At 47.3% G+C, this 22,289-nt stretch carries 23 protein-coding genes; 9 read left to right on the forward strand and 14 right to left on the reverse strand.

What is annotated here, in order from left to right; all coding sequences use genetic code 11:
• Positions 1 to 136: 136 nt before the first annotated feature.
• Together Q4Q49_RS18970 and Q4Q49_RS18975 are read right to left on the reverse strand one after the other, a co-directional pair.
• Positions 137 to 595 carry a GAF domain-containing protein gene (locus tag Q4Q49_RS18970; RefSeq protein ID WP_006081912.1) on the reverse strand — a complete coding sequence of 153 codons (459 nt, stop codon included), beginning with the start codon at positions 593 to 595 and terminating at the stop codon, positions 137 to 139.
• A gap of 17 nt (positions 596 to 612) precedes the next feature.
• Entirely contained in the window at positions 613 to 912 is a 300-nt protein-coding gene (locus Q4Q49_RS18975) for a YebG family protein (RefSeq protein WP_006081913.1), read from the reverse strand.
• Between the two features lie 207 nt (positions 913 to 1,119).
• Here Q4Q49_RS18975 and Q4Q49_RS18980 point away from each other — a divergent pair, with 207 nt between their 5' ends.
• The 3 genes from Q4Q49_RS18980 to Q4Q49_RS18990 are packed head-to-tail and all read left to right on the forward strand — an operon-like array spanning position 1,120 to position 4,997.
• Positions 1,120 to 1,752 (forward strand): paraquat-inducible protein A, encoded by a 633-nt coding sequence (locus tag Q4Q49_RS18980; RefSeq protein WP_312000152.1) that lies wholly within the window; start codon positions 1,120 to 1,122, stop codon positions 1,750 to 1,752.
• Position 1,753: 1 nt separating this feature from the next.
• The gene (locus Q4Q49_RS18985) at positions 1,754 to 2,371 is read left to right on the forward strand and encodes a paraquat-inducible protein A (RefSeq protein WP_011846987.1); all 618 of its coding nucleotides are present in this window, start codon (positions 1,754 to 1,756) and stop codon (positions 2,369 to 2,371) included.
• Positions 2,358 to 4,997 carry an MlaD family protein gene (locus Q4Q49_RS18990; RefSeq protein ID WP_312000153.1) on the forward strand — a complete coding sequence of 880 codons (2,640 nt, stop codon included), beginning with the start codon at positions 2,358 to 2,360 and terminating at the stop codon, positions 4,995 to 4,997. Before Q4Q49_RS18985 ends, Q4Q49_RS18990 begins: the two co-directional genes overlap by 14 nt.
• Positions 4,998 to 5,140: 143 nt before the next feature.
• On the opposite strand, the gene Q4Q49_RS18995 is transcribed toward Q4Q49_RS18990, so the two are convergent.
• Positions 5,141 to 6,367 (reverse strand): nucleoside recognition domain-containing protein, encoded by a 1,227-nt coding sequence (locus Q4Q49_RS18995; RefSeq protein ID WP_312000154.1) that lies wholly within the window; start codon positions 6,365 to 6,367, stop codon positions 5,141 to 5,143.
• Positions 6,368 to 6,590: 223 nt separating this feature from the next.
• Between Q4Q49_RS18995 and rsmF the strand changes: the two genes are divergently transcribed.
• Positions 6,591 to 8,051: a 16S rRNA (cytosine(1407)-C(5))-methyltransferase RsmF gene (gene rsmF / locus Q4Q49_RS19000; protein ID WP_312000155.1), complete on the forward strand. Its 1,461-nt coding sequence runs from the start codon at positions 6,591 to 6,593 to the stop codon at positions 8,049 to 8,051.
• A 311-nt stretch (positions 8,052 to 8,362) separates the two neighbouring features.
• On the opposite strand, the gene Q4Q49_RS19005 is transcribed toward rsmF, so the two are convergent.
• From Q4Q49_RS19005 to apbC, 9 genes are all read right to left on the reverse strand, one after another.
• The gene (locus Q4Q49_RS19005; protein ID WP_312000156.1) at positions 8,363 to 9,151 is read right to left on the reverse strand and encodes a YchF/TatD family DNA exonuclease; all 789 of its coding nucleotides are present in this window, start codon (positions 9,149 to 9,151) and stop codon (positions 8,363 to 8,365) included.
• Between the two features lie 196 nt (positions 9,152 to 9,347).
• Positions 9,348 to 9,674, reverse strand: a complete 327-nt coding sequence (locus Q4Q49_RS19010) for a PilZ domain-containing protein (RefSeq protein WP_006081920.1) — start codon at positions 9,672 to 9,674, stop codon at positions 9,348 to 9,350.
• 6 nt (positions 9,675 to 9,680) lie between these two features.
• Complete coding sequence (holB, locus tag Q4Q49_RS19015; RefSeq protein ID WP_312000157.1) at positions 9,681 to 10,637, reverse strand: DNA polymerase III subunit delta'; 957 nt, start codon at positions 10,635 to 10,637, stop codon at positions 9,681 to 9,683.
• Entirely contained in the window at positions 10,631 to 11,257 is a 627-nt protein-coding gene (gene tmk / locus Q4Q49_RS19020) for a dTMP kinase (RefSeq protein WP_006081922.1), read from the reverse strand. The genes holB and tmk overlap by 7 nt, the downstream gene beginning before the upstream one ends.
• Positions 11,258 to 11,279: 22 nt before the next feature.
• Positions 11,280 to 12,317 (reverse strand): endolytic transglycosylase MltG, encoded by a 1,038-nt coding sequence (mltG, locus tag Q4Q49_RS19025; protein ID WP_312000158.1) that lies wholly within the window; start codon positions 12,315 to 12,317, stop codon positions 11,280 to 11,282.
• Positions 12,314 to 13,123, reverse strand: coding sequence for an aminodeoxychorismate lyase (gene pabC, locus Q4Q49_RS19030; protein ID WP_312000159.1), 810 nt, complete (start codon positions 13,121 to 13,123; stop codon positions 12,314 to 12,316). The genes mltG and pabC overlap by 4 nt, the downstream gene beginning before the upstream one ends.
• A gap of 5 nt (positions 13,124 to 13,128) precedes the next feature.
• Positions 13,129 to 13,710: a dCTP deaminase gene (dcd, locus tag Q4Q49_RS19035; RefSeq protein ID WP_006081925.1), complete on the reverse strand. Its 582-nt coding sequence runs from the start codon at positions 13,708 to 13,710 to the stop codon at positions 13,129 to 13,131.
• A 31-nt stretch (positions 13,711 to 13,741) separates the two neighbouring features.
• The gene (gene udk / locus Q4Q49_RS19040; RefSeq protein WP_006081926.1) at positions 13,742 to 14,380 is read right to left on the reverse strand and encodes a uridine kinase; all 639 of its coding nucleotides are present in this window, start codon (positions 14,378 to 14,380) and stop codon (positions 13,742 to 13,744) included.
• Between the two features lie 11 nt (positions 14,381 to 14,391).
• A complete protein-coding gene (gene apbC / locus Q4Q49_RS19045) occupies positions 14,392 to 15,507 on the reverse strand; it encodes an iron-sulfur cluster carrier protein ApbC (RefSeq protein WP_012089389.1) in 1,116 nt (371 codons plus the stop codon).
• Positions 15,508 to 15,667: 160 nt separating this feature from the next.
• Between apbC and metG the strand changes: the two genes are divergently transcribed.
• Entirely contained in the window at positions 15,668 to 17,737 is a 2,070-nt protein-coding gene (metG, locus tag Q4Q49_RS19050; protein ID WP_312000160.1) for a methionine--tRNA ligase, read from the forward strand.
• A 295-nt stretch (positions 17,738 to 18,032) separates the two neighbouring features.
• On the forward strand, positions 18,033 to 18,989 hold the full coding sequence (locus tag Q4Q49_RS19055; protein WP_312000161.1) for an AEC family transporter: 957 nt from the start codon (positions 18,033 to 18,035) through the stop codon (positions 18,987 to 18,989).
• A 159-nt stretch (positions 18,990 to 19,148) separates the two neighbouring features.
• On the opposite strand, the gene Q4Q49_RS19060 is transcribed toward Q4Q49_RS19055, so the two are convergent.
• Entirely contained in the window at positions 19,149 to 19,901 is a 753-nt protein-coding gene (locus Q4Q49_RS19060) for a Nif3-like dinuclear metal center hexameric protein (RefSeq protein WP_107404397.1), read from the reverse strand.
• 70 nt (positions 19,902 to 19,971) lie between these two features.
• Positions 19,972 to 20,442 (reverse strand): glycine zipper 2TM domain-containing protein, encoded by a 471-nt coding sequence (locus Q4Q49_RS19065; protein ID WP_006081931.1) that lies wholly within the window; start codon positions 20,440 to 20,442, stop codon positions 19,972 to 19,974.
• 54 nt (positions 20,443 to 20,496) lie between these two features.
• Here Q4Q49_RS19065 and aat point away from each other — a divergent pair, with 54 nt between their 5' ends.
• The 3 genes from aat to infA all read left to right on the forward strand — a co-directional run bounded on the left by aat (position 20,497) and on the right by infA (position 22,208).
• Positions 20,497 to 21,210, forward strand: coding sequence for a leucyl/phenylalanyl-tRNA--protein transferase (gene aat, locus Q4Q49_RS19070; RefSeq protein ID WP_312000162.1), 714 nt, complete (start codon positions 20,497 to 20,499; stop codon positions 21,208 to 21,210).
• Positions 21,197 to 21,907: an arginyltransferase gene (locus tag Q4Q49_RS19075; RefSeq protein ID WP_006081933.1), complete on the forward strand. Its 711-nt coding sequence runs from the start codon at positions 21,197 to 21,199 to the stop codon at positions 21,905 to 21,907. The genes aat and Q4Q49_RS19075 overlap by 14 nt, the downstream gene beginning before the upstream one ends.
• Before the next feature lie 82 nt (positions 21,908 to 21,989).
• Positions 21,990 to 22,208, forward strand: a complete 219-nt coding sequence (gene infA, locus Q4Q49_RS19080) for a translation initiation factor IF-1 (protein WP_006081934.1) — start codon at positions 21,990 to 21,992, stop codon at positions 22,206 to 22,208.
• The last annotated feature ends 81 nt before the right edge of the window (positions 22,209 to 22,289 follow it).

Below are 22,289 nucleotides of genomic sequence, written 5' to 3' on the forward strand. Positions count from 1 at the left end.
CTTAACAAATTTTTACAGCTCAAAACACTAAGCTTATTCATTGCATGCCAATCAAACCAGCTTAATGCGTGCAGGCGCATATTATAAGGCGCACGCCACCGATTGCGACTATGAATTATGCGTTATTGTACGCAAATTAATCAAATAGGCAGTTTTCAAAACTTTTAACCAGTAATTCCAGCCCCTTTTGGTCTTCTTCGTCGAAACGATCGAAGATTGGGCTGTCAATATCGAGCACGGCAACCACGTTACCTTGAGCACAAACTGGCACAACGATTTCAGAATTACTGGCAGAATCACAGGCAATATGGCCATCAAATTGATGAACATCGGCCACTCGCTGGGTTTGATTGGTGAATGCCGCCGTACCACACACGCCTTTTCCTAACGGAATACGTGTACAAGCCACTTTACCTTGAAATGGGCCTAATACGAGTTGTTCGCCACGCATAACGTAGAATCCCACCCAGTTCAGCTCAGTTAAATTATCATTGAGTAAGGCTGAAAAATTCGCCATTGCCGCAACAAGGTCGTCTTCCCCTTCCAACAAGGCCAAGGCTTGACGGTTAAGTGACTCATAAAATTTCGATTTCATTACATTTCCTAACAATTTTATTCTGCTGCTTCGGTCTTTTTAGCCGCTTTTTTCGCAGCAGGTGGATTCGTTGGCGTACTATTAACCTGAACGACACCTTTAAGCAAGTTCGTCAGCTCATCTTTATTGTTAGCAAAATAGAATGCGAGCTTTTCGCCCACGCTTTCATCTATACCTAAATCAGCTTTTTGAATGAAGGGGATAAGGTTATCGGCGATATCGAGCATCTTATCGTAGGCATCAGCCTCCTTCTTAGATGTGAATGTCATCTTTTCAACCCCTTCTCTGACCACGACAAACTGTGTTATTACTGCCATGACTGCCCTCGCACTGTTTTTATATACAGTAACTAGAGTGACATAGATTGAACTTGTGATGCAAGTGTTCTGATTAATCTGATATTATTAGCGTACTTTCGTTGCCAAGATTATAAAGCGCTAGACTGTGCAGAACGGCTGATTAGCACTACACTTTGCACCGATCTCGCTGTTATTACTCCTATTTAGGCTAATATATATTTTTATATGCATGAAAACGCAGCAGAAAATTCAGTAATCCTTTGCCGTTCCTGCGATTTAGCAGTCCGCAAACGTGCCTTGCCAAGCGGTGTCAGAGCCCTTTGTCCCCGTTGCAGCACTGCACTTTATGACACTCCTTACTGCTCTGTAAATGGCATGCTCGCCCTATGTATCTCGGCACTAGTATTTTATTTTCCTGCCAATTTTTTACCCGTACTCGAAATTCACTTTTTCGGCAGCATTCGCACCACCACGGTTTTTCAGGGCGCATTTGCGGTATTTGACCAAGGTTATTGGGTCGTTGGTTTAGCCGTGCTTGCCGCCGCTGTGATTGGCCCAGGCTTATTACTGTTATCGATACTGACGCAGATTTTGATTGTGAAATGGGGACTGAGTCATCTTTTTTGGCGTAACTCATTAAAGCAATTATTGAAGTTTCATGGCGTATTGTCGCAGCTCACTATGCTAGAAATTTATGTGATCAGCTTTTTGGTTTCATCGTTCCAGCTTTCTGATTTTTCGGATATTTATTTTGGTATGGGCACATTTTGCTTCACTATGTTGTTTCTCGTGACTTTGTTTCTGCAACGAGAGTACGACTTAGAGCACATGTGGACGTTATTGGAAGGTCATCGCTGATATGAAGCAACAAGGTAAAGATATCGGCCTGTGTCTGTGTAAGGTCTGCCGCCAGCTCAATAGTAGTGACCTCACCCACTGCCAACGCTGTGAAGCTGAGTTGCAGGTCAGGGACTATTCTAGCCTGCAAAAAAGTTGGGCTTTGTTGATTACCGCAGCCATCTTGCTGGTGCCAGCGAATATTTACCCTATCACTATGCTGACCAACCAAGGGCAAGTGCGGCACGACACGATTTTTTCGGGCATTTTGCATCTAGTGCATTCAGATATGTTGCCCATTGCCGTGATAGTTTTTACTGCCAGTATTTTAGTGCCATGGATTAAAATCATCGGCTTATCCATTTATCTGTGTGCGATCAGCTTTGATATTCCGATTTCAAAAAAGAAATTGATGGTGGGTTTTCACATCATCGAATGGATTGGTCGTTGGTCAATGCTCGATTTATTTGTCATCTCAATCACAGTAGCATTAGTGAATATGGGGCAACTACTCGACGCTAAACCCGCGCCTGCAGCGACCGCATTTGCCTTGGTTATTCTGTTAACTCAGTTAGCCGCAAAAGTGTTAGACACTCGTTTACTCTGGGATCGATTGGAACCTCAAGATGACACAAATTGAATCGCCGAAAGTTGTAAAGAAAAAACTCTTTTCGCCCATTTGGCTGCTGCCTATTGTCGCGTTGGCATTGGGTGCGTGGCTGGGCATTAAGAGTATTAAAGAATCGGGCGTTGAAATTCAAATTCACTTTCCGAGTGCAACTGGGATTGACGTAGGTAAAACCTTAGTCAAATACCAAGGCTTGACTGTCGGTAAAGTCAAAGACATTGGCATAGATGAAGATCTCAAGGGCGTAAACGTTAAAGTCATGATGGACTACCGCGCTAAGCCTTTCTTAAATAAAGAGACCCTCTTCTGGCTTGTCACCCCTAAGGCCAGCATCACAGGTGTTGAAGGCTTAGATGCACTGTTTTCGGGTAACTACATTGCGATTCAACCGGGTAAAGGTAATGCGTCAACATTTTTTGAAGCAGAACGCCAACCGCCGCCGATGCAAATCGGCTCAGAAGGTGTGATGGTCGAACTGACCTCAGACAAACTCGGTTCGTTGGATGTTGGCTCGCCAATATTTTTCCGCCAAATCCCCGTGGGCAGTGTGGTCAGCTACCGTTTAGATGGCAATCAAAGAGTCATCATCAGCGCTTTTATTCAAGAGCAATACGCGCGATTAGTGAAGAAAAACTCTCACTTTTGGAATGTTTCCGGCGTTAAAATTGATGCATCACTGACTGGGGTTAAAGTCAGCTCTGAGAGTTTGGCATCCATTCTGGCTGGCGGCGTGAGTTTCAGCTCTGACGATAACGCGGATATTGCCAAAAACGGCGACGTTTTTTCGCTTTATGATTCAGAAACCACAGCCCTTGGCGGCATAGAAATAAGTCTCACCATGGCTGATGCTAACGGTGTCGACAAAGGCACTCGCATTGTTTATCGCGGCATCAATATCGGCAGCATTTTAAGCAAGCAACTCACCGCCAATGGCGTAATAGCTGTGGCTAAGTTTGAACCTCAATACGGTTCACTGTTAACTAACGACGGCGTGTTTTGGCTTGAAGGTGCCGATATTTCCCTCTCAGGCATTAAAAATCCAGAGCGTTTACTGACGGGTAGCGTGATCAACTTCCTGCCGGGCATTAATACTAAAACGGCGATGCCAAGCAGTTTTGCCTTGCAATCAAAGGCGCCTGACTTACTGCAATCAAAGAAGCGTTTCTTGACCTTAACCTCAGCCGAAAACATGGGCATTTCAGCGGGCGCCGAAGTTCGCTTTAAGCAAATCCCCATTGGCTCAGTGCTTGCGGTGAAGTTATCCAAAGATTTATCGGCGGTAGAATATCAACTCGAGCTACAACCTGAGTTTGCAGGCCTTATTCGTAGTGACAGCTATTTTGTGCCTGAGTCAGCATTAACGGTAAACGCATCGTTAGATGGTGTCTCAGTCAAAGCAAGGGATTTTACAACGCTCACTCAAGGTGCAGTTAGCTTGATCCAAGGCCACAGCGATACGCCAGTCGCCGCCAACAGCGCCCTCACCTTGTTTAGCTCAGTGGATGCCGCGACAGCCTTCTATGATCGTCAGCAACAAGTGCATCTGACCTTAATCAGTCAAGATGGCGCCGATGTCAGCCAAGGCTCACCGATTTACTATAAAAAAATGCAAATTGGCACAGTTGACTCAGTGAACTGGCAAAGCAAAACCGAAGACTTTGCTATCAAGCTCGCTATCGACAAACAGTTTCAACCCTTGCTGAAAAAGCCTCATGTGTTCTGGCGTAACAGCGCTGTCGATATCAGCGCCAGTCTTGCCGGTATTGATGTTACGGTCGCGCCGCTTCAAGGAGCATTAAAGGGCAGCATCAGTCTGGGATTGCTTGATAGCAATGGCAAAGCCAGCAATGCAGCTAACTTAAAACTCTATGAGAGCAAGCAGCTGGCATTAACTCAGGCGCAGGCGATTCGCCTAACCCTACCCGCCTCAAGCAAACTGGCGGCCAAGGCAGCGATTCGTTATCAAGGTCATCAAGTGGGTGAAGTGTCGCAGGTGAAGCTCAATGCCGATCTCAATACACTCACTGCAACGGCCTATCTCTACGGCGAATACGCCGAACATTTCAGCCGCAGCGACTGTGAATATCATCTAGTGGATGCGCAAATTTCTCTAGCAGGAATTAAAGCGCCAGAAACCTTGATCACTGGCCCTTATATCGGTGTGCTACCGGGTACAAGCAGTCAAAAAGCGACCCAGTTTGTCGCCAACCTCGCTGCCAGCAGCTATGCCAATGTTGCCGAAGATGCGCTTAAATTTACCCTAGAAGATAGCAACTTAGGCTCGATGAAAGTCGGCACACCTATCTTCTTCCGTGGTATCAAAGTCGGTCAAATCGATGGTTATCACCTGTCGACACAGGGCAATAGCGTGCTGATGCAAGCCCATATTGAGCCGCAGTACAGTCACTTAGTGAATCAAAGCAGTCAGTTCTGGGATGCTTCTGGGATTAAAGTCGATGTTGGCCTCTTTTCAGGTGCTCAAATCGAAGCGGGCTCACTGGAAACCTTACTCGCTGGCGGTATTAATGTCGCGACTAAGGACACGACTCAAGAGGGTAATCGTTTAGCAGCAGGAACAGTACTAAGATTGCAACACAAAGCCGAAAACGAATGGCAGGAATGGGCCCCTGCCCAGTAATTCTTTTCATCAAAAGACTTACACCAACGCACTAATATTAAAGCTCTTACAAATCAATCAGGCGCATAATGCGCCTGATTGATTTTTAGCTTCTCGAAATGTCATTGACACATTCTAGGGCGCTCAAGACCCTTGCCATCCTGTTAACCATAGAACCAATAGCAAACGGCAATCGCGGCGCTGATCCCCGCAAAATCCGCGGTTAAACCACAGGCTAAGGCGTGGCGGCCATGGCGAATACCCACAGAACCAAAATACACGGCGAGAACATAAAAAGTAGTTTCAGTGCTGCCCTGAAAAATCGCCGCTAGTCGGCCTGCAAAGGAATCGACGCCGTGATGATCCATGGTCTCGAGCATCATGGCTCTAGCACCTGAACCGCTAAAAGGTTTCATCAGCGCGGTCGGCATAGCATCGACAAAACGCGTATCAAAACCCAATATCCGCACGCCACTGGCAATCAAGTGCAACAGATAATCCAAGGCGCCGGATGCGCGCAGTAAACCAATCGCTAATAGCATGGCGAGCAAATAAGGGATCAGCTGGATAGATTGAGCAAAACCCGCCTTCGCCCCTTCAATAAACTCATCATAAACCGCCACCTTACGGATGCCTGCAACAATGACGAAGGTAAACACTAATAACAATAAAATGCCATTACCCATTGCCGTCGATACTGTGCCAATGGTTTCAGCACTTAAAGTCATCAGATAAAAACCACTCGCCACTAGGCCAGAGAGCATCAAGGCGCCATAACCGAGCACCACAGAGTTCAATAACGAAATTCGCTGCACTAACGCCACAACCAGTAAGCCCGCCAATGTCGAGGCCGAGGTTGCCAGTAAAATCGGTAGGAAAATATCCGCAGGCGCGGCTGCACCTTGTTGGGCACGGTACAGGAATACCGTCACAGGCACTAAGGTCACAGAGGAAGTATTGAGCACTAAGAATAAGATTTGCGCATTGGTCGCCACAGTTTTTAGCGGATTCAAACTCTGCAAATCATGCATCGCCCTTAAACCAAGCGGCGTGGCGGCATTATCTAAACCAAAAATATTCGCCGTTAAATTCATCGTGATACTGCCAAAGGCGGGATGGCCCTTGGGCACTTCTGGCATCAAGCGGCGCAGTAAGGGCTCAAACACAAAGGCGATAGCGCTGACCACTCCGGCCTTCTCGCCCACCTGCATTAACCCCATCCACAGGGAAAGTACACCAATCAGGCCAAGGGAAATTTCGGCGGCAAGCTTAGCGCTCGCAAATAATGCGGCGACCGAAGCCGATAGGACTTCTATGTGCCCATTGAACAGTTGCACCGCTATTGCCAGCAATGCCGTAACAAAGAAAGCTAACCACACGCGATTCAGCACGCTAATCCCCTTATTTTTATTTGTTTTTATTCTATTAGCTCATGGCTACTGAGTGCTAGCGTTATGGCGACTCATTGCAATATTGCGGCAATCGTCTGTGCATAAACCTCAAATCACCCTAACGGCTGAGGCACTTGGGATAAAATCTCAGACCCAATAAGGGATTATGATATACTTGCGCCAGTTGATACACAGTCTATTTTCCTATGGTTCAATGAAATCAATGGTTCAATTAAATCAAAATTTTATCGATATAATCACCCAAGAACTCCCCGCCCATTTATCCATGGACGAGTTTATTGCCGCTTGCGACAGGCCGCTTAGACGTTCAATTCGGGTCAATACCTTAAAAATCAGCAGCGACGACTTTAAGACTCTAATGCAACCTAAGGGCTGGACGTTTGATCCTATTCCTTGGTGTGAAGACGGATTTTGGATCAGCTACGATGAAGAAGAACAACTCGGCAATGCGTTAGAGCACATTCAGGGCCTATTCTACATTCAAGAAGCCAGCTCTATGTTGCCGCCGACCGCACTTTTTACGCCTAATGCATTTACGACTAGTACAAAGTGGCAGTGCGTTCTCGATCTCGCCTCTGCGCCGGGTTCAAAAACCACGCAAATGGCCGCATTGATGCAAAACCAAGGTTTATTGGTGGCGAATGAGTATTCGGCGAGCCGCGTGAAAGTATTGCACGCCAATGTGCTGCGCATGGGCGCGAGCCACTGCGCCCTCACCCATTTCGATGGCCGCGTGTTTGGCGAATACCTGTATGAAAGTTTCGATGCCGTGCTCATTGATGCGCCCTGTGGCGGCGAAGGCACAGTGCGTAAAGACGTCGATGCGTTAAAACATTGGAGCCTTGACGATGTGTTGGCGATTAGCGAAACCCAAAAAGCCTTAATCGAATCGGCGTTTCTCGCCCTGAAACCCGGCGGCAGTTTGGTCTACTCGACCTGCACCTTAAACCGTCTCGAAAACCAAGGCGTGTGCGAGTATTTAAAGCAAGTCTACGGCGATGCCGTGCAATTTGAATCCTTAAGTGATTTATTTGATGGCGCTGAGCGAGCCACGACTGCCGAAGGCTTCTTGCATGTCTGGCCACAGATTTACGACAGTGAAGGTTTCTTTGTCGCTAAATTGACAAAAACTGCCTCTGTGCCGCGGTTACAGCCTGAGCCTAAACTGCAGAAAAACTTCCCCTTCACGACCGCATCAGCGAAACAAGCCCAAGGGATAAAAGACTATTTTCAGCAGGATTTAGGTATCAGCTTACCGGACGAACTCATCATGGTTCGCGATGATGAATTCTGGCTATTTCCTCATGAATTCAACGCTTTTATCGGCCGTATGCGCTTTCAGCGTATTGGTATTAAACTCGCCGATAACAGTAAGCACGGTTTTAAAGTCCGCCATGAAGCGATTATTGCTTTAGCGGGAAAACAACTTAGCCCAACGGCAAAAACGGTCGATGTGAGCGATGTTGAAGCAAAAGAGTATTTGATGGGGCGAGATATTCCCTTAGCGACCGCAGGCAAAGCCCAAGGTGAAGTGATCGTCTGTTATGGCGGCGCGCCGTTAGGCATGGCGAAACATTTAGGCAATAAGTTAAAAAACAACCTGCCCAGAGACTTAGTGAAAGATAAAGTGTTATTGCTACCAGAACAGACAAAATCGTTATAGTTCTGCTGTTTTTTAGCGATAAATAACCTAAAAAAGGGGAAGGGGAACGCGACTCTAGGGCAAAAGCTCGACTACACTGAGTCTATTGTAAAGCGCATTGCATGGCGCTTTCACCTGTAGCGCACGGCTCTTCAACGAGCCATTCCCCTAGGCCCAAACAGCTTTCATCGTTTTGGGCCTTTTTTTATGCCAGTGTCTTTGTGCCTGAGCCTTTATGCCTGAGCCTTTATGCCTGAGTCTTTTTGCCTGAGCCTTTATGTCTCAGTATTGGCAAGCACGCAATCGCATAACATGGGTCAAAGAACTTGAGGCTAACGGCCGACTAAACGCGCCGCATCTTTGAATAAATTAAAGAAGTTATTACTGGTGTACTCAGCAAGATCCTCGTAGCGCTCACCTCTAAGCTCGGCCACAAACTCAGCAACATCACGCACATAGGCGGGCTGGTTTTCTTGTCCACGATGTGGAATAGGCGCCAAATAAGGCGAGTCTGTTTCAACCAGCAGGCGATCCTGTGGCACTTTTCGGATAACAGTGCGCAGTTCACCGGCATTTTTAAAGGTGACTATGCCTGATACTGAAATGTAAAAACCAAGATCAATCGCCGCTTTCGCCATTTCCCAATTCTCAGTAAAGCAATGCAGTACGCCGCCGACTTTATCCGCGTTGCCCTGCTTAAGCATAGTGATAGTATCTTCACGCGCATCGCGAGTATGGACAATTAAAGGTTTATTCACTTCGACCGCAAGGGCGATCTGCTGCTCAAAACATTGTTGTTGCAGCAATTTAGTTTCGTCTGCATAAAAATAATCTAGGCCAGTTTCACCAATCGCGACCACTTTATTATCGGTGGCAAAGCGACGGATTTGCTCAACATCAAGCCCTTCTTTAACGTCTAATGGATGCACGCCCGATGACAAAAATACCTGATCGAAGGCTGCAACTTTATCTCGCATCGATTCAAATCCCTGCTGGCGCACGTTGACGCATAGCATATAGTCCACGCCACGGGCTTTCGCGCTGGCCAGAATATGTTCTAAGGTTTGTTGATCAGGCGCCGCTTTCAGGCGATCGAGATGGCAGTGTGAATCAATAAGCACAGGGATTTCCAAGCTGAATAACAAAAGGACGACAAGGATACCCAGCCAAGGGATCGAGGTCAAATTCAGCGAAGGTGAAGTATCAGTTTAGAGAGTGAGTAAATATAAAAACTTGAAAATTTAAACCAGCGAGATATTGAAATAAGAACGTTTAAGACTGTGCAAGGTTCAAATTAGAGCAAGAATGCGGACCAAGCTACATAGTGCAGGTTAGATCACCGGAGGCCAGTTCGCGGGACAGTAACTTTTCGATGTGGTGTTTATGGCTATCGGGCTCAGAAACAATTTTAATGCCAATGCCTACAGGACGACCGCCCGAAGCACCTAAGGGATTGATCCATACCACAACACCGCGAAATTCATTCGTTATGGTCGCGCCCGGTAAGCGATACGCAATCGTCAGTGGCTGGCCAAGGTAATGCCCTTCACTAGTCGCAATGAATAATCCTGCCGGCTTAATAAAGGGCATATAGGCACGATATAGCTGATGTAAGGTATCAAAATTAACGACGAGATCTACCATGGCATATTACTTATTTGTTATCTCTCTATATTCTAAGACATAACTTTGACACAAAGCCAGATAATTGACGCTCGGCATTGTACTTAAGCTATGACACATTCCCATGATCTTGGCCGCCAAGTTCCCGAGCTGCGCATGGATAAACGCATCTTGATGGCTATTTTTCAGTAACACTTGTCGTATAAGCAGGTATAAAACCTTAAGAACATCAATTATTTGTTGTTCACTTATAGTTAACAAACTAGCACACAGATGACCAGACGACAAACTTTGGGCCCAATCTTTGCGAAACTGTAGCAAGGATTGATAACGGCTCTGTTGACTACCTTCAGACCGCAAGCTCTCTGCCAACTTTAGCGGTCCACCCACCACACTCAAGCACCAAGTAACATCCTCTTGGATATCACATTGCTGCGCTAACCAGTTTTTGATGGTCTCTCGGCTTGGCACAACGAAGGGAATGCGTTGGCAGCGGCTGCTGACCGTCGCCATCAGACGTGCAGGCGTATCCGACTGCAATATCAGTAAAGTATCTTTACCTGGCTCCTCAAGGGTTTTAAGGAGTGCGTTGGCGGCAGCGGAGTTAAGTCGCTCGCTATGGTGAATAATCGCCACCCGCATACCGCTTTGCTGGGCAGTCGCCGTCAGACGTGTGCAAAGCTCACGAATTTGATCGACTTTAATTTGATTGCCATCGGCGGCAATATGGTAAAAATCGGGATGATTACCCGCATTAAAAAGCTGACAAGACTTACAAAAACCGCAGGCCCCCGCTGAAGTTGGCTGCAAACACATGGCCGCACGCGCCATGAACACACTCAGCAGCTCACCACCATAGGCAGAATCAATGCCGACAAGCTGTGCATGGGGCATTTTTTGCCGCGTGAGTTGCGCTAAAAATGCCTGTCTTGGCCCTTCGAGCCAAGGTAATTGCGCAGCCGTAAACCCTGACTCGGCTACCATGCCATCGCCTGTAGTACGGCTAAGATATCTTTATGCACTTCGGCCATGGTTTGACTCGCATCGATAACCACTATGCTGTCATCTTCGCTAGCAAGTTTAAGGTAAGTCGCGCGAGCCCGTTCAAAGAAATCAATCGCTTGTTGCTCGATTCTATCAAGCTCACCGCGTTTAGCCGCGCGGGTTAGCCCAAGCTTGGGATCTAAATCTAAGTACAAGGTGAGATCGGGTTTAAAGCCTTTTAGCGTGGCAGTGCTCACCGCTTCCACTAACGGCATTAAGCCCCTGCCACCACCTTGATAGGCCAGTGACGATAAATTGTGTCTGTCACCCAATACCCATTGACCCTGCGCAAGCGCAGGCTTAATGACATTGGCAACCAACTGGGCTCTGGCGGCATAGATGAGTAAACACTCGGCCTCGTCGCACAGGGGATCGGTCGCATCGGCAATTTTGACCAAATCACGGATACGTTCAGCCAGTGGCGTGCCACCCGGCTCGCGGGTGCAGATCGGCGCTTTACCCGTGTGTTTCTCAATAAAGTCGCGAATAAGGTTAATCGCACTCGACTTACCCGCGCCTTCTAAACCTTCAATAACGATAAATTTTGCAAAAACTGACATTAGATTTTCTTTCTCTGCATTTTTACTTTGGTGATTTTTCTGGCGTCGCCGGTTTTTTCTTACGCTGATACACATCTACAGCTTGGTTGTGTGCTTCAAGTGTGCTTGAAAACACATGGGTACCATCGTTGCGTGACACGAAATAGAGATAACTCACACTAGCAGGTTTAGACACGGCCATCAGTGAGGCTTTACTCGGTGCTGCAATCGGCGTTGGCGGTAATCCAAAAATACGATAAGTGTTAAAAGGTGTCTCTTCGACTAAATCTTTACGGGTGATATTGCCCTTATAGCGTTCGCCCATGCCATAAATAACCGTCGGGTCGGTTTGTAGACGCATGCCTTGATTAAGACGATTAACAAATACTCCAGCGATTTGGTCACGCTCATGGGCTTGGCCGGTTTCCTTCTCCACTATCGATGCCAAGATCAGCATTTCATAGGGGGATTTTAACGGCAAATTCGGCGCCCGTTCTGCCCACGCTTTGGCAAGCTCTTGCTCCATCATCTTATAGCTTTGAGTCAGCAGGACTTTAACATCCGCCTCAGCAGTATAATGATAGGTGTCGGGGAAGAATTTACCCTCTGGCAAACCTGAATCATCGCCCTGCGCCATCAACACGGCGGCAAACACCTCTGATGACATCTGTAAATGCGGCGCACTGGCAAGTTGTTGTTCCCATTCAACGATGGTTTTACCTTCAACTAAGGTCAAACTGAAGGTTTTCACTTTCCCGGCAATCAAATCATTCAGCAAATCGGTAATGGTTTGTGAAGGTGAAATTTCGTAAAGACCCGAGCGGATCTTAGCAAGCTCAGGGCGGAACTTAAGTAACCACTTGAGTTTCCACGTGTCTTGAATCACGCCATCGTCGGCAAGTTGCTGCGCAAGTTGGTTGACACTGGTACCGCGTTCAACGGTCAGCTCTTTAGGCTCGCTGAGACTCAGCGGCGTTTGACTGTATTCAATGACGGTTTGATAGCCCCAAAAGGCGCCCAAACAGACTAATGTCAGCAAGGTCAACAGGGTTGAACTGCCGATAAGAATGAGTTTTTTCATAGGGTAAGTGAAAGTGTCTGTCTAAGTTGCGCGGTAATCGGAGCAGGGCTGAACTTGAGCGAGTCTATCGCCAGTACATCCACAATTCCTAAAACGCTGTTAGTGATAAACGCTGAGTCAAATTCAATTAAACGCTCTGCGCCAACGGGCAAACATTCGATATTCATGTTCTGTTCAAGCAAGGCTAACATAACCTGTTCGCGCATCACACCCGCCACGCCGCACTGGGCTAGTGAAGGGGTTATCACGCGATTGCCTTTGATAAAAAACACATTCGCCATCGAAGATTCAATCACATTGTCTTCGATATCGTTAACTAACCAGTCATCAAACCCCTGAGATAAAGGGTGGGATTTAATCAACACTTGTTCGAGTCGATTTAAATGCTTCATCCCAGCCAACAAGGGCTGCAAACCTAAGCGTACCGACGAGGTTTTAAGGCAAATGCCCGCGTGCTGCCACTTTGCATAATGGCTTGGGATAGCATGAACTGAGACGATTTCGGTTGGATTAACCGTTTCTGGTGGTGTGTAACCACGGCCACCGACACCACGGGTAACGATTAACTTAATACAATGATGAGGATATTCAATGGCTAAGGCATGAAGCTGCTGTTGCAGTGCTTCACTCATTTGCCATTGAAACCCAAGCCTTGCGGCGCCTGCGGTTAAACGAGCTTGATGGGCGTCGAAAAACAAAATCCCCTCAGCGCCTGTCCGCATAGTCGCAAACAGGCCATCACCGTAGGCAAGCCCTCGATCGGAAGGGTCGACACTCGCCTGCGATGCGCCATTCACCCAAAACACTTGTGTTAGTCCTGACTGATACGGCTGGCAACCGCTTCTTGCTGATCTTTGTATTTGGCACTTTTACGGGTGTTATAAGGACGTGCAACCGCATGATTGAGGCGTTCAAAGTTAAGCGCACCTATGGTCATACGTGGACGCAGGGCCAAAGGTAACTTGCCGCTGTTATAGAACTCGAGCACGATTTTACCCTGCCAACCCGGATCGATACGGTGCGCAGTCACGTGCACCATCAGGCCTAAACGCGCCAATGATGAACGACCATCGAGCCAACCGACGATATCGGCGGGCAGCGTCACGCTCTCGTAAGTCACAGCCAAAGCCAATTCGCCAGGATGCAGGAAAAACGCTTCGCCATCAGGGATTTCGATAATCTCACTCATCACCCGATCAAGCGCAGCTTGCATCTCGACGCTTGGGCCACTCAAGTCGATATAAGGCGCAGTATGATCTTTAAAGACGCGAAACTGTCCACCTAAGCGCACATCAACACTGACGCCTGAAATAGCTTCTATGCCTGGGCGAGGTTCTATTACGATAGTGCCGTTATCAAGGGCCTGTTCAATTTCGATATCGGTTAAGCGCATCTTGCCTATTACTCCTTGAGTTTTTATGTCGTTATTTTGCCAGTAAATGTTGGATACGAGTTTTTAAAATATCGGTTGCAATACGATTCTTACCGCCACGGGGAACGATAATATCGGCGTATTGTTTCGACGGTTCGATAAACTGTAAGAACATAGGACGCACGGTTTTTTTGTACTGAGAAATCACAGATTCCATCGTACGGCCGCGTTCTGCCACATCACGGGTTAGGCGACGTAGGAAACAAATGTCCAGCGGCGTGTCCATAAACACACTCGCGTCCATCAGCGCACGTAATTTAGGATCGGTCAGCAGTAAGATACCTTCTAAAATGATCACCTTTTTCGGTGTCATCGTCAGGGTTTCTGCTATACGAGTGTGTTCTGTGTAGCTATAACAAGGGATATCAACAGCTTCGCCAGACTTGAGCAACTGTAAATGGGTGCACAACAGTTGATGGTCCAACGCTTTTGGATGATCGTAATTCGTTAATACCCGTTCATCCATGGATAAATGACTCTGATCGCGATAGTACGCGTCTTCATTAATTACCCCAATTTGATCTGTGCCTAAATCGCGGCGTAATTCGTCAAAAATCGTTTTGGCAATTAAACTTTTGCCCGATGCTGACGCGCCAGCAATTGCAATAATGACACACTGCTGAGAATTCATACCCTTAAACCTTACTCGTCATCTGAAACACTAATAGAAACTGTTTTCTGGCTTTGCTTTAAAGCCAATTCTGCGCCCACTTTACGGGCAATTTCCCGATAAAGTGCGGCTACTTCACTGTCTGGATCGGCAACGACGGTCGGTGCACCGTTATCCATAGCTTCACGGATATTGATGTGCAGCGGCAAGGCGCCTAACAGTGGAACTTGATAACGCTCGGCGATTTTACTGCCACCGTGTGTTCCAAATGGATGTTCTTTATGGCCACACTCGGGACATAAATGGAAACTCATGTTTTCGACGATGCCCAGCACAGGAATGTTCACTTTCTGGAACATATTGATGCCCTTCTTGGCATCGGCCAGCGCGATATCCTGCGGCGTCGTCACGATAACAGCACCACTCACTGGCACTTTTTGCGACAGAGTTAATTGAATATCACCCGTACCCGGCGGCATATCGACGACTAAATAATCCAGCTCTGGCCATTGGGTTTCATTGAGCAGTTGAGCTAAGGCGCCCGCTGCCATTGGGCCACGCCACACGGCGGCTTCATCACCGCTGAGCATAAATCCAATCGATTGCGCGGCAATGCCATGGGCACTGGCGGCGGTCATATGTTTGCCATCGGGGGAAAGCGGTCTGAAATTAGGAATACCTAGCATCATAGGCACTGACGGGCCGTAAATATCTGCATCGAGAATACCCACCTGCGCGCCTTCAGCCGCTAAGGCCAAGGCTAAGTTCACCGCTGTGGTTGATTTACCCACACCGCCCTTACCTGAGGCAACGGCAATCACTTGCTTCACATTGGCAATAGGTGCGATAGAAGATAACGCTGAATAGGCTTTAGGTTGAAAATCGATTTCACACTCGACTTCATCGATAGCATCGAGCACGGCCAACTTGTTGGTCAACGCCATCACAGTGTCGCGATACTGGGTCATGCAAGGGTATGGATAGACTAAGCCAAGCTGCAAACGCTTACCTTCCAACGCCAGTTTATTTACGCATCCTGCGCTCACTAACCCTTTCGCGAGATATGGGTCAATAAATGAATCGAGAATAGCCAGAACTGGCCCGAGAAGATCGTCATTTAGACGATAATCAGTTTGAGTTGAAGACAAAAGAATTACCCCCACCAATAAATTTGCCCAAGTGTACCAGATAATGCAGAAAACATTAGCGCAGATTTAGCTCAATCGGCTCAGCTTTTGATGAAAATCATCCTGTAATCGGTTAGTATCTCTACCAATATTTTTGGCCCACCACGATATTTGAGACAAGATGGCAACTTCACAACGTAAAATTCTCGTGACCAGCGCACTTCCCTACGCAAACGGACCGATACATTTAGGTCACATGTTGGAATACATCCAGACAGATATCTGGTCGCGTTATCAAAAACTTCGTGGACATGAGTGCCACTATATTTGTGCCGATGATGCCCATGGCACGCCGATCATGCTTAAAGCGCAGCAATTAGGTATAGCGCCTGAAGATATGATCGCCCAAGTGAACAAAGAACATCAGCAGGATTTTGCCGATTTTAATGTCGCCTTCGATAACTATCACAGCACCCACAGCGAAGAAAACCGTCTCATGGCGAGCGATATTTATCTCAAGCTAAGGGACAACGGCTACATCAAGAGCAAGAGCATTTCTCAGTTATTCGATCCTGAAAAATCCATGTACCTGCCCGACCGCTTCGTAAAAGGTACTTGCCCTAAGTGTAAGTCGCCTGATCAATACGGCGATAACTGTGATTCTTGCGGCGCGACTTACAGCCCAACTGAACTTATCAATCCAAAATCAGCGGTATCGGGTGCAACGCCAGTGATGAAAGACACTGAGCACTTTTTCTTCGACCTGCCCGCCTTCGAAGGCATGCTAAAAGAGTGGACTCGCTCTGGCGCTCTGCAAGTCGAAATGGCCAATAAACTTGACGAATGGTTCGAGCAAGGTCTGCAGCAATGGGATATCACCCGTGATGCACCGTATTTTGGTTTCGAAATTCCCGATGCACCGGGCAAGTATTTCTATGTGTGGTTAGATGCGCCTATCGGCTACATGGGTTCATTCAAAAACCTGTGTGCAAAACGTCCTGAGCTAAGCTTCGATGAGTTCTGGGGTAAAGATTCTACTGCTGAGGTTTATCACTTCATCGGTAAAGACATAGTCTACTTCCATAGCCTCTTCTGGCCAGCCATGCTGCACGGCTCAGGTTATCGTCAGCCAAACAGCGTTTATGCCCACGGTTATGTGACGGTCAACGGCGCGAAGATGTCTAAATCGAAAGGCACGTTCATTAAGGCGCGTACCTATTTAGATCATTTAGATCCTGAATATTTACGTTACTACTACGCCGCCAAACTCAGCAGCCGTATCGACGATTTAGATTTAAATCTGGAAGATTTCGCCCAGCGCGTGAACTCAGATTTAGTCGGTAAACTAGTGAACTTAGCCTCGCGCACCGCAGGTTTTATCACTAAACGCTTTGATGGCAAGCTCGCGAAAATTGCTGATACTACGCTGACCGAAGCGTTTTTAGCCAAGCAAGACGTGATTGCCGATTTTTACGAGTCGCGCGAATACGGTAAAGCGATGCGCGAAATCATGGCGCTGGCGGATATTGCCAACGGGTTTGTGGCCGATGCTGCGCCTTGGCAAATGGTGAAACATGACGATCAACAGGAAGCAGCCCATCAAGTGTGTTCAAACGCCTTGAATCTGTTCCGTATTCTCGTGACGTATCTAAAACCTGTATTGCCACGTTTAGCCGAAGATGTAGAAGCCTTCTTCCAATTGCCACTCACTTGGGATGCATTGAGCCAAGATTTAGCGGGTCATGAAATCGCCCCATTCAAGGCAATGATGCAACGTGTTGAGCTGGATAAAGTCAATGCCATGGTTGCTGACTCCAAGGATAACCTGCAAGTCACAGCCGATGCACCAAAGACGGCAGCGCCTGAAAAAACCGCTGAAGCTTCATCAGTTAGCAGTGAACCGCTGGTTGACGCTCCGATCAGTGAGACCATCAACTTTGATGATTTCGCGAAAATAGACCTGCGTATCGCTCGCATCGTCAAAGCAGAGCATGTTGCTGACGCTGACAAGTTACTCAAGTTACAACTCGACATCGGTGGTGAAACACGCCAAGTGTTTGCCGGGATCAAATCGGCTTATTCGCCAGAAGATCTCGAAGGCAAGTTAACTGTAATGGTGGCGAACTTAGCGCCACGTAAGATGCGTTTTGGCATGTCTGAAGGCATGGTGTTAGCAGCAGGCCCTGGTGGTAGCGACCTGTGGATTTTAGAACCCCATGAAGGCGCACAGCCTGGCATGCGGGTTAAGTAATCTGCGCTAGCTAACGCTCGAAAAATCAATAAGGCCGCATTTATGTGGCCTTATTTGTTGGTATCGATTGTTTGAGCCTATTCGTGGCATCGAGTATCACTTTGTCTTTTAAAAGACTGAGTTTACGCCACTAAGTTTAGCAGACAGGTTTAAGCGACTGCTTTAAGTGACAGGTTTCAGAGATCGAGTTAATGCTCGTATTTCTATCGACAAGGCATTCGCTGCAGTGTGATATCCATATCTGTGACAGGTCTAAAATCGACACAATGTTCAGTGAATCATTCGAGGAGTAGTTATGGGAAATATCGTTGAGCAGTTGCTGTTTTCTGCCTCGATTACGGGTCCAATCTGTTTGATGTTAGCGCTCGGTGTGATCCTAAAACGCACCCAAATCATCAATGAAAACTTTATTGATGTCGCATCAAAATTAGTCTTTAACGTGACGCTGCCAGCCTTACTGTTCCTTAGCATTATTAGCTCCAATCACGATCTCGCCTCCAGTGCGCCCTTAATTGGCTATGGGTTAGCGGCCAATCTGCTGTTTTTTATACTCTCCATCTATGCAACTGGACGACTATTTCCAAAGCACAAAGACCAAGGCGTGATCATTCAAGGGGGATTCAGGGCCAATACCGCGATTATCGGCTTAGCTTATGTTTCCAACGCCTACGGCAGTTCTGGTGTTGCTTTAGCTGCGGTTTATGTCGCCTCGATGACGCTGCTCTACAATATTCAAGCGGTTATTTGCCTAAGCCCTAAAGGCGAAGAATCCAGCCAACGCGCATTTGGCGTGATTATTAAAACCATTACTAAAAACCCGCTGATCATTGCCATTATGGTCGGCATGTTGTTCTATTTACTTGCTATACCAGTACCGAAAATGGTGCTCGATGCGGGCCAATACTTTGCCAATATGACCCTGCCCTTGGCGCTACTGTGCACCGGCGGTTCGCTCGATATTGGTTCACTCAAACATGAAAAGCATTCAACTTGGTTCTCGACCGCATTGAAACTGATCTTTGCCCCGCTTTTTATCACGGTTGGGGCCTTGCTGTTGGGCTATCGAGCGATTGAGTTAGCGCTGGTCTTTTTAATGAGTTCTGCGCCCACCGCAGCCGCAAGCTATGTGATGGCACGCGCCATGGGTGGCAACGCCCCCCTTGCGGCCAATATTATCGCGCTGACCACAGTCTGCTCGCTGATCACGTGCACCTTAGGCATCTTTGTATTGTCCACTTTGGAGCTAATCTAGTTTCAGTTAAAAGCTAAGAGCTGGTTGCTTAAACGCTAGAGGAACAAGTTTGAGTGCTGATAAGTCACCATAACTCACAGTAAAAAAGGCGAGCTATGCTCGCCTTTCGATTAGGGATAAAACGGCAATATGATCATCATAAGCCGCTTTAAGACTGGATTAGACCGGATTAGTGATATCCACAAAATGGTGCACGAGATCAAACTCGCGGGCGAGATGACGGCCTAAGGCTTGAATACCGAAACGTTCGGTCGCATGGTGCCCCGCCGCAAAATAATGTATGCCCTGCTCCACCGCACTGTGGAAAGTGCGCTCGGACACTTCACCACTGATAAACGCATCCACACCTAAACTCGCCGCAACATCGATATAGTCCTGCGCGCCGCCAGTACACCAAGCTAAATGTTGGATCTTGGCATCGCCATCACCTATGTGCAGTGGGGCTCTGCCTAACGCATCCTCAAGGGTGTGAGAAAATTCGCTAGCACTAACCGCAAGATCAAGTTTTCCACGCCACAGCAGCCCCTGAGCCACCTCTTCGATGGCTTCTGCGTCGACGATCCCAAGTTGCCTGCCTAAGGTCGCGTTATTACCCAGCATTGGGTGGGCATCTAAGGGCAAATGATAGCCAAATAAATTAATATCATGCTTGAGTAGCGCCTTAATCCGGCGTTGTTTCATACCAGTGATCACTTCAGGCTCATTCTTCCAAAAAAAGCCGTGATGGACCAAAATCGCATCGGCGTTTAATCGAATCGCTTCATCGATCAAAGCCTGACACGCAGTCACGCCCGTCACTATGGTGCGGATCTCATCCTTGCCTTCTACCTGCAGCCCATTGGGCGCGTAATCTTTAAACGCCGATACATGTAAAAAATCGGCTAAATATTGGGTTAATTCTGTCCGTGTCATTGCATTACCGTCCTTTACTCGAGATGACCATTTACTGAAGATGACGACTTAATCAAGATAAGACAGTCGCTTACATCGCGACATCAACACGCACACCACCTTGCAGGTAGACGACACGTACTCTGTCACCCGCATTGAATACCATGCCAGCATCATAGTCTTGGATCACCATAACTTGGGTGCCATCTTCTTGATTGATCATCAATTCCACCAGCTTCAATGACTGCACACTCGTGCCACTGCCATAACGATTGCCGATACCGCCACCAATCAAGGCACCTAAAATGGTCGCCACATCACGGCCAGAACCGCCACCAAACTGATTGCCAATCACCCCACCCGCTAAGGCGCCACCAAAGGTTTTCCAACCTCGATTACGGTCTTCAATCAGCTGGGTTTCAGTGATATTACGTACCGAAGTGATATCGCCATAGAGCACTTTCTCGACAGGCACGGCTTGATTACGGTCATAACCCGCACTCGCGGGGCTGAGGATAAACGCAAAAATAAACATAAAGCTTGCTAGAGTAGGTTTCCACATATCTGAATTTCCGCTAACTTAATAATAAGGTCTATAACTAAATCATACTCAATTGTGAAGTCACTGTCTTTTCTGAATCACGAATTTGAAGCTTTTCCTTCACCCGAACTCGCCTTAACCGATCCTAATGGGTTATTGGCTATCGGCGGCGACTTACGTCCTGAACGCTTACTCTCGGCTTATTACAACGGTATTTTTCCTTGGTTTAACTCAGATGATCCTATTTTGTGGTGGTCGCCCGATCCCCGTGCCGTATTTATTCCCGGTGAAGTACACATCAGCACAAGTTTGCGGAAATATTTAAAAAAACAACCTTGGCGGATCACAATCAATCACGCTTTCACCGATGTAATGGCGGGATGCGCGCAGCCAAGAGAAAAACAGAGCGGCACTTGGATTACCCAAGAAATTCAAATGGCCTATCGCGAACTGCATTACACAGGTCACGCCCATTCCATTGAAGTCTGGGAAGGTGAACGTTTAATCGGTGGGCTTTACGGCTTAGCAATCGGCCAAGTGTTTTGCGGCGAGTCCATGTTTCACCGTAAAACTAATGCGTCCAAGGCCGCAGTTGCAGCGCTGCAACAGCATTTACTCAAAATGGGATTCAAACTCATCGATGCACAAGTGATGAATCCTCACCTAGAAAGTTTGGGAGCCAAAGCCATTAAACGCATTGATTTTATAACGTTACTGAGCGAACTGAGAAACAATCCCGTGGACCCAGCGACTTGGACCACTAAAGAGGTCATCCTTGAACTCGAGTAAAGCATCGATCGCTATCGGTATCAGTCAAATATTTCCCTGCAGCTACCTCGATGGCCAACAGGAGCAGCTACTTGTCATCCAAGAAGATACCCTTGATCCCATTTTATTTGAGCGTTTACTCGCGGTGGGTTTTCGCCGCAGTGGCGGCTCCATCTATAAACCCCGTTGCCCAAGGTGCAGCGCGTGCCAGCCTATTCGAGTGCCAGCGCATGAATTTGTGCCATCGAAACGCCAAAAACGGACCTTAGCCAAAAACCAAGATCTGACCTGGCGAATTACATCGGAGCAAACCGCCGAACAATATGCCCTGTATGAACATTACATTCGTGAGCGGCATTTTGACGGCCCTATGTTTCCCCCGAGTGAAGATCAATATAATCACTTTCTTTTTTGCCATTGGTTGCCGCCGACGTTTATCGAGGTCTATAACGGCGATAAATTATTAGCCGTCGCGGTCACAGATACCTTACCCAATAGTCTGTCGGCGATTTACAGCTATTTTGACCCCGACGAAGAACAGCGTTCCCTCGGCGCCCTGTTAATTTTAATTCAGTGCCGATTGGCAAAACTCATGGACAAAGAATTTGTTTATCTCGGATATCAAATAGATGAAAACCGTAAGATGTCCTACAAGCGTTTATATCGCCCATATCAAATTCTCACACCGACGGGCTGGGAGTATTCCCAAGTTTGCTAAGTACTTCCCCTTTACAGCAGGGTGAATTTGGGGCATGATACGCCCGTTTTTTATATTCGAAGGCTAATGGGATAATTAATTAATGGCGAAAGAAGACAACATTGAAATGCAAGGCACTATCCTTGAAACCTTGCCAAACACAATGTTTCGTGTAGAGCTTGAAAATGGTCATGTGGTGATAGCCCACATTTCAGGCAAAATGCGCAAAAACTACATCCGGATCCTTACTGGCGATAAAGTTACCGTCCAGCTGACTCCTTATGATCTGACCAAAGGTCGCATTGTCTTCCGCGCACGCTGATATAGCCTCTTAGATTTAAAAACCCGGCAAGGCCGGGTTTTTTTGTTTGCGAAAGATGAAAAAAATGGCTGCAATTGCAGC

The sequence above is a fragment of the Shewanella sp. SP1S1-7 genome (assembly GCF_031932105.1).
GTDB classification, from domain to species: domain Bacteria; phylum Pseudomonadota; class Gammaproteobacteria; order Enterobacterales; family Shewanellaceae; genus Shewanella; species Shewanella baltica.

Coding starts and splice junctions, on each gene's coding strand:
- holB (WP_312000157.1), bottom strand. CDS start 10,637: ATGGTAGCCGAGTCAGGGTTTACGGCTGCGCAATTACCTTGGCTCGAA.
- Q4Q49_RS19065 (WP_006081931.1), bottom strand. CDS start 20,442: ATGTGGAAACCTACTCTAGCAAGCTTTATGTTTATTTTTGCGTTTATC.
- udk (WP_006081926.1), bottom strand. CDS start 14,380: ATGAATTCTCAGCAGTGTGTCATTATTGCAATTGCTGGCGCGTCAGCA.
- mltG (WP_312000158.1), bottom strand. CDS start 12,317: ATGAAAAAACTCATTCTTATCGGCAGTTCAACCCTGTTGACCTTGCTG.
- tmk (WP_006081922.1), bottom strand. CDS start 11,257: ATGTCAGTTTTTGCAAAATTTATCGTTATTGAAGGTTTAGAAGGCGCG.
- dcd (WP_006081925.1), bottom strand. CDS start 13,710: ATGCGCTTAACCGATATCGAAATTGAACAGGCCCTTGATAACGGCACT.
- Q4Q49_RS18975 (WP_006081913.1), bottom strand. CDS start 912: ATGGCAGTAATAACACAGTTTGTCGTGGTCAGAGAAGGGGTTGAAAAG.
- Q4Q49_RS19055 (WP_312000161.1), top strand. CDS start 18,033: ATGGGAAATATCGTTGAGCAGTTGCTGTTTTCTGCCTCGATTACGGGT.
- infA (WP_006081934.1), top strand. CDS start 21,990: ATGGCGAAAGAAGACAACATTGAAATGCAAGGCACTATCCTTGAAACC.
- Q4Q49_RS19010 (WP_006081920.1), bottom strand. CDS start 9,674: ATGGTAGATCTCGTCGTTAATTTTGATACCTTACATCAGCTATATCGT.
- Q4Q49_RS18985 (WP_011846987.1), top strand. CDS start 1,754: ATGAAGCAACAAGGTAAAGATATCGGCCTGTGTCTGTGTAAGGTCTGC.
- Q4Q49_RS18970 (WP_006081912.1), bottom strand. CDS start 595: ATGAAATCGAAATTTTATGAGTCACTTAACCGTCAAGCCTTGGCCTTG.
- Q4Q49_RS19060 (WP_107404397.1), bottom strand. CDS start 19,901: ATGACACGGACAGAATTAACCCAATATTTAGCCGATTTTTTACATGTA.
- Q4Q49_RS18980 (WP_312000152.1), top strand. CDS start 1,120: ATGCATGAAAACGCAGCAGAAAATTCAGTAATCCTTTGCCGTTCCTGC.
- metG (WP_312000160.1), top strand. CDS start 15,668: ATGGCAACTTCACAACGTAAAATTCTCGTGACCAGCGCACTTCCCTAC.
- Q4Q49_RS18990 (WP_312000153.1), top strand. CDS start 2,358: ATGACACAAATTGAATCGCCGAAAGTTGTAAAGAAAAAACTCTTTTCG.
- rsmF (WP_312000155.1), top strand. CDS start 6,591: ATGGTTCAATTAAATCAAAATTTTATCGATATAATCACCCAAGAACTC.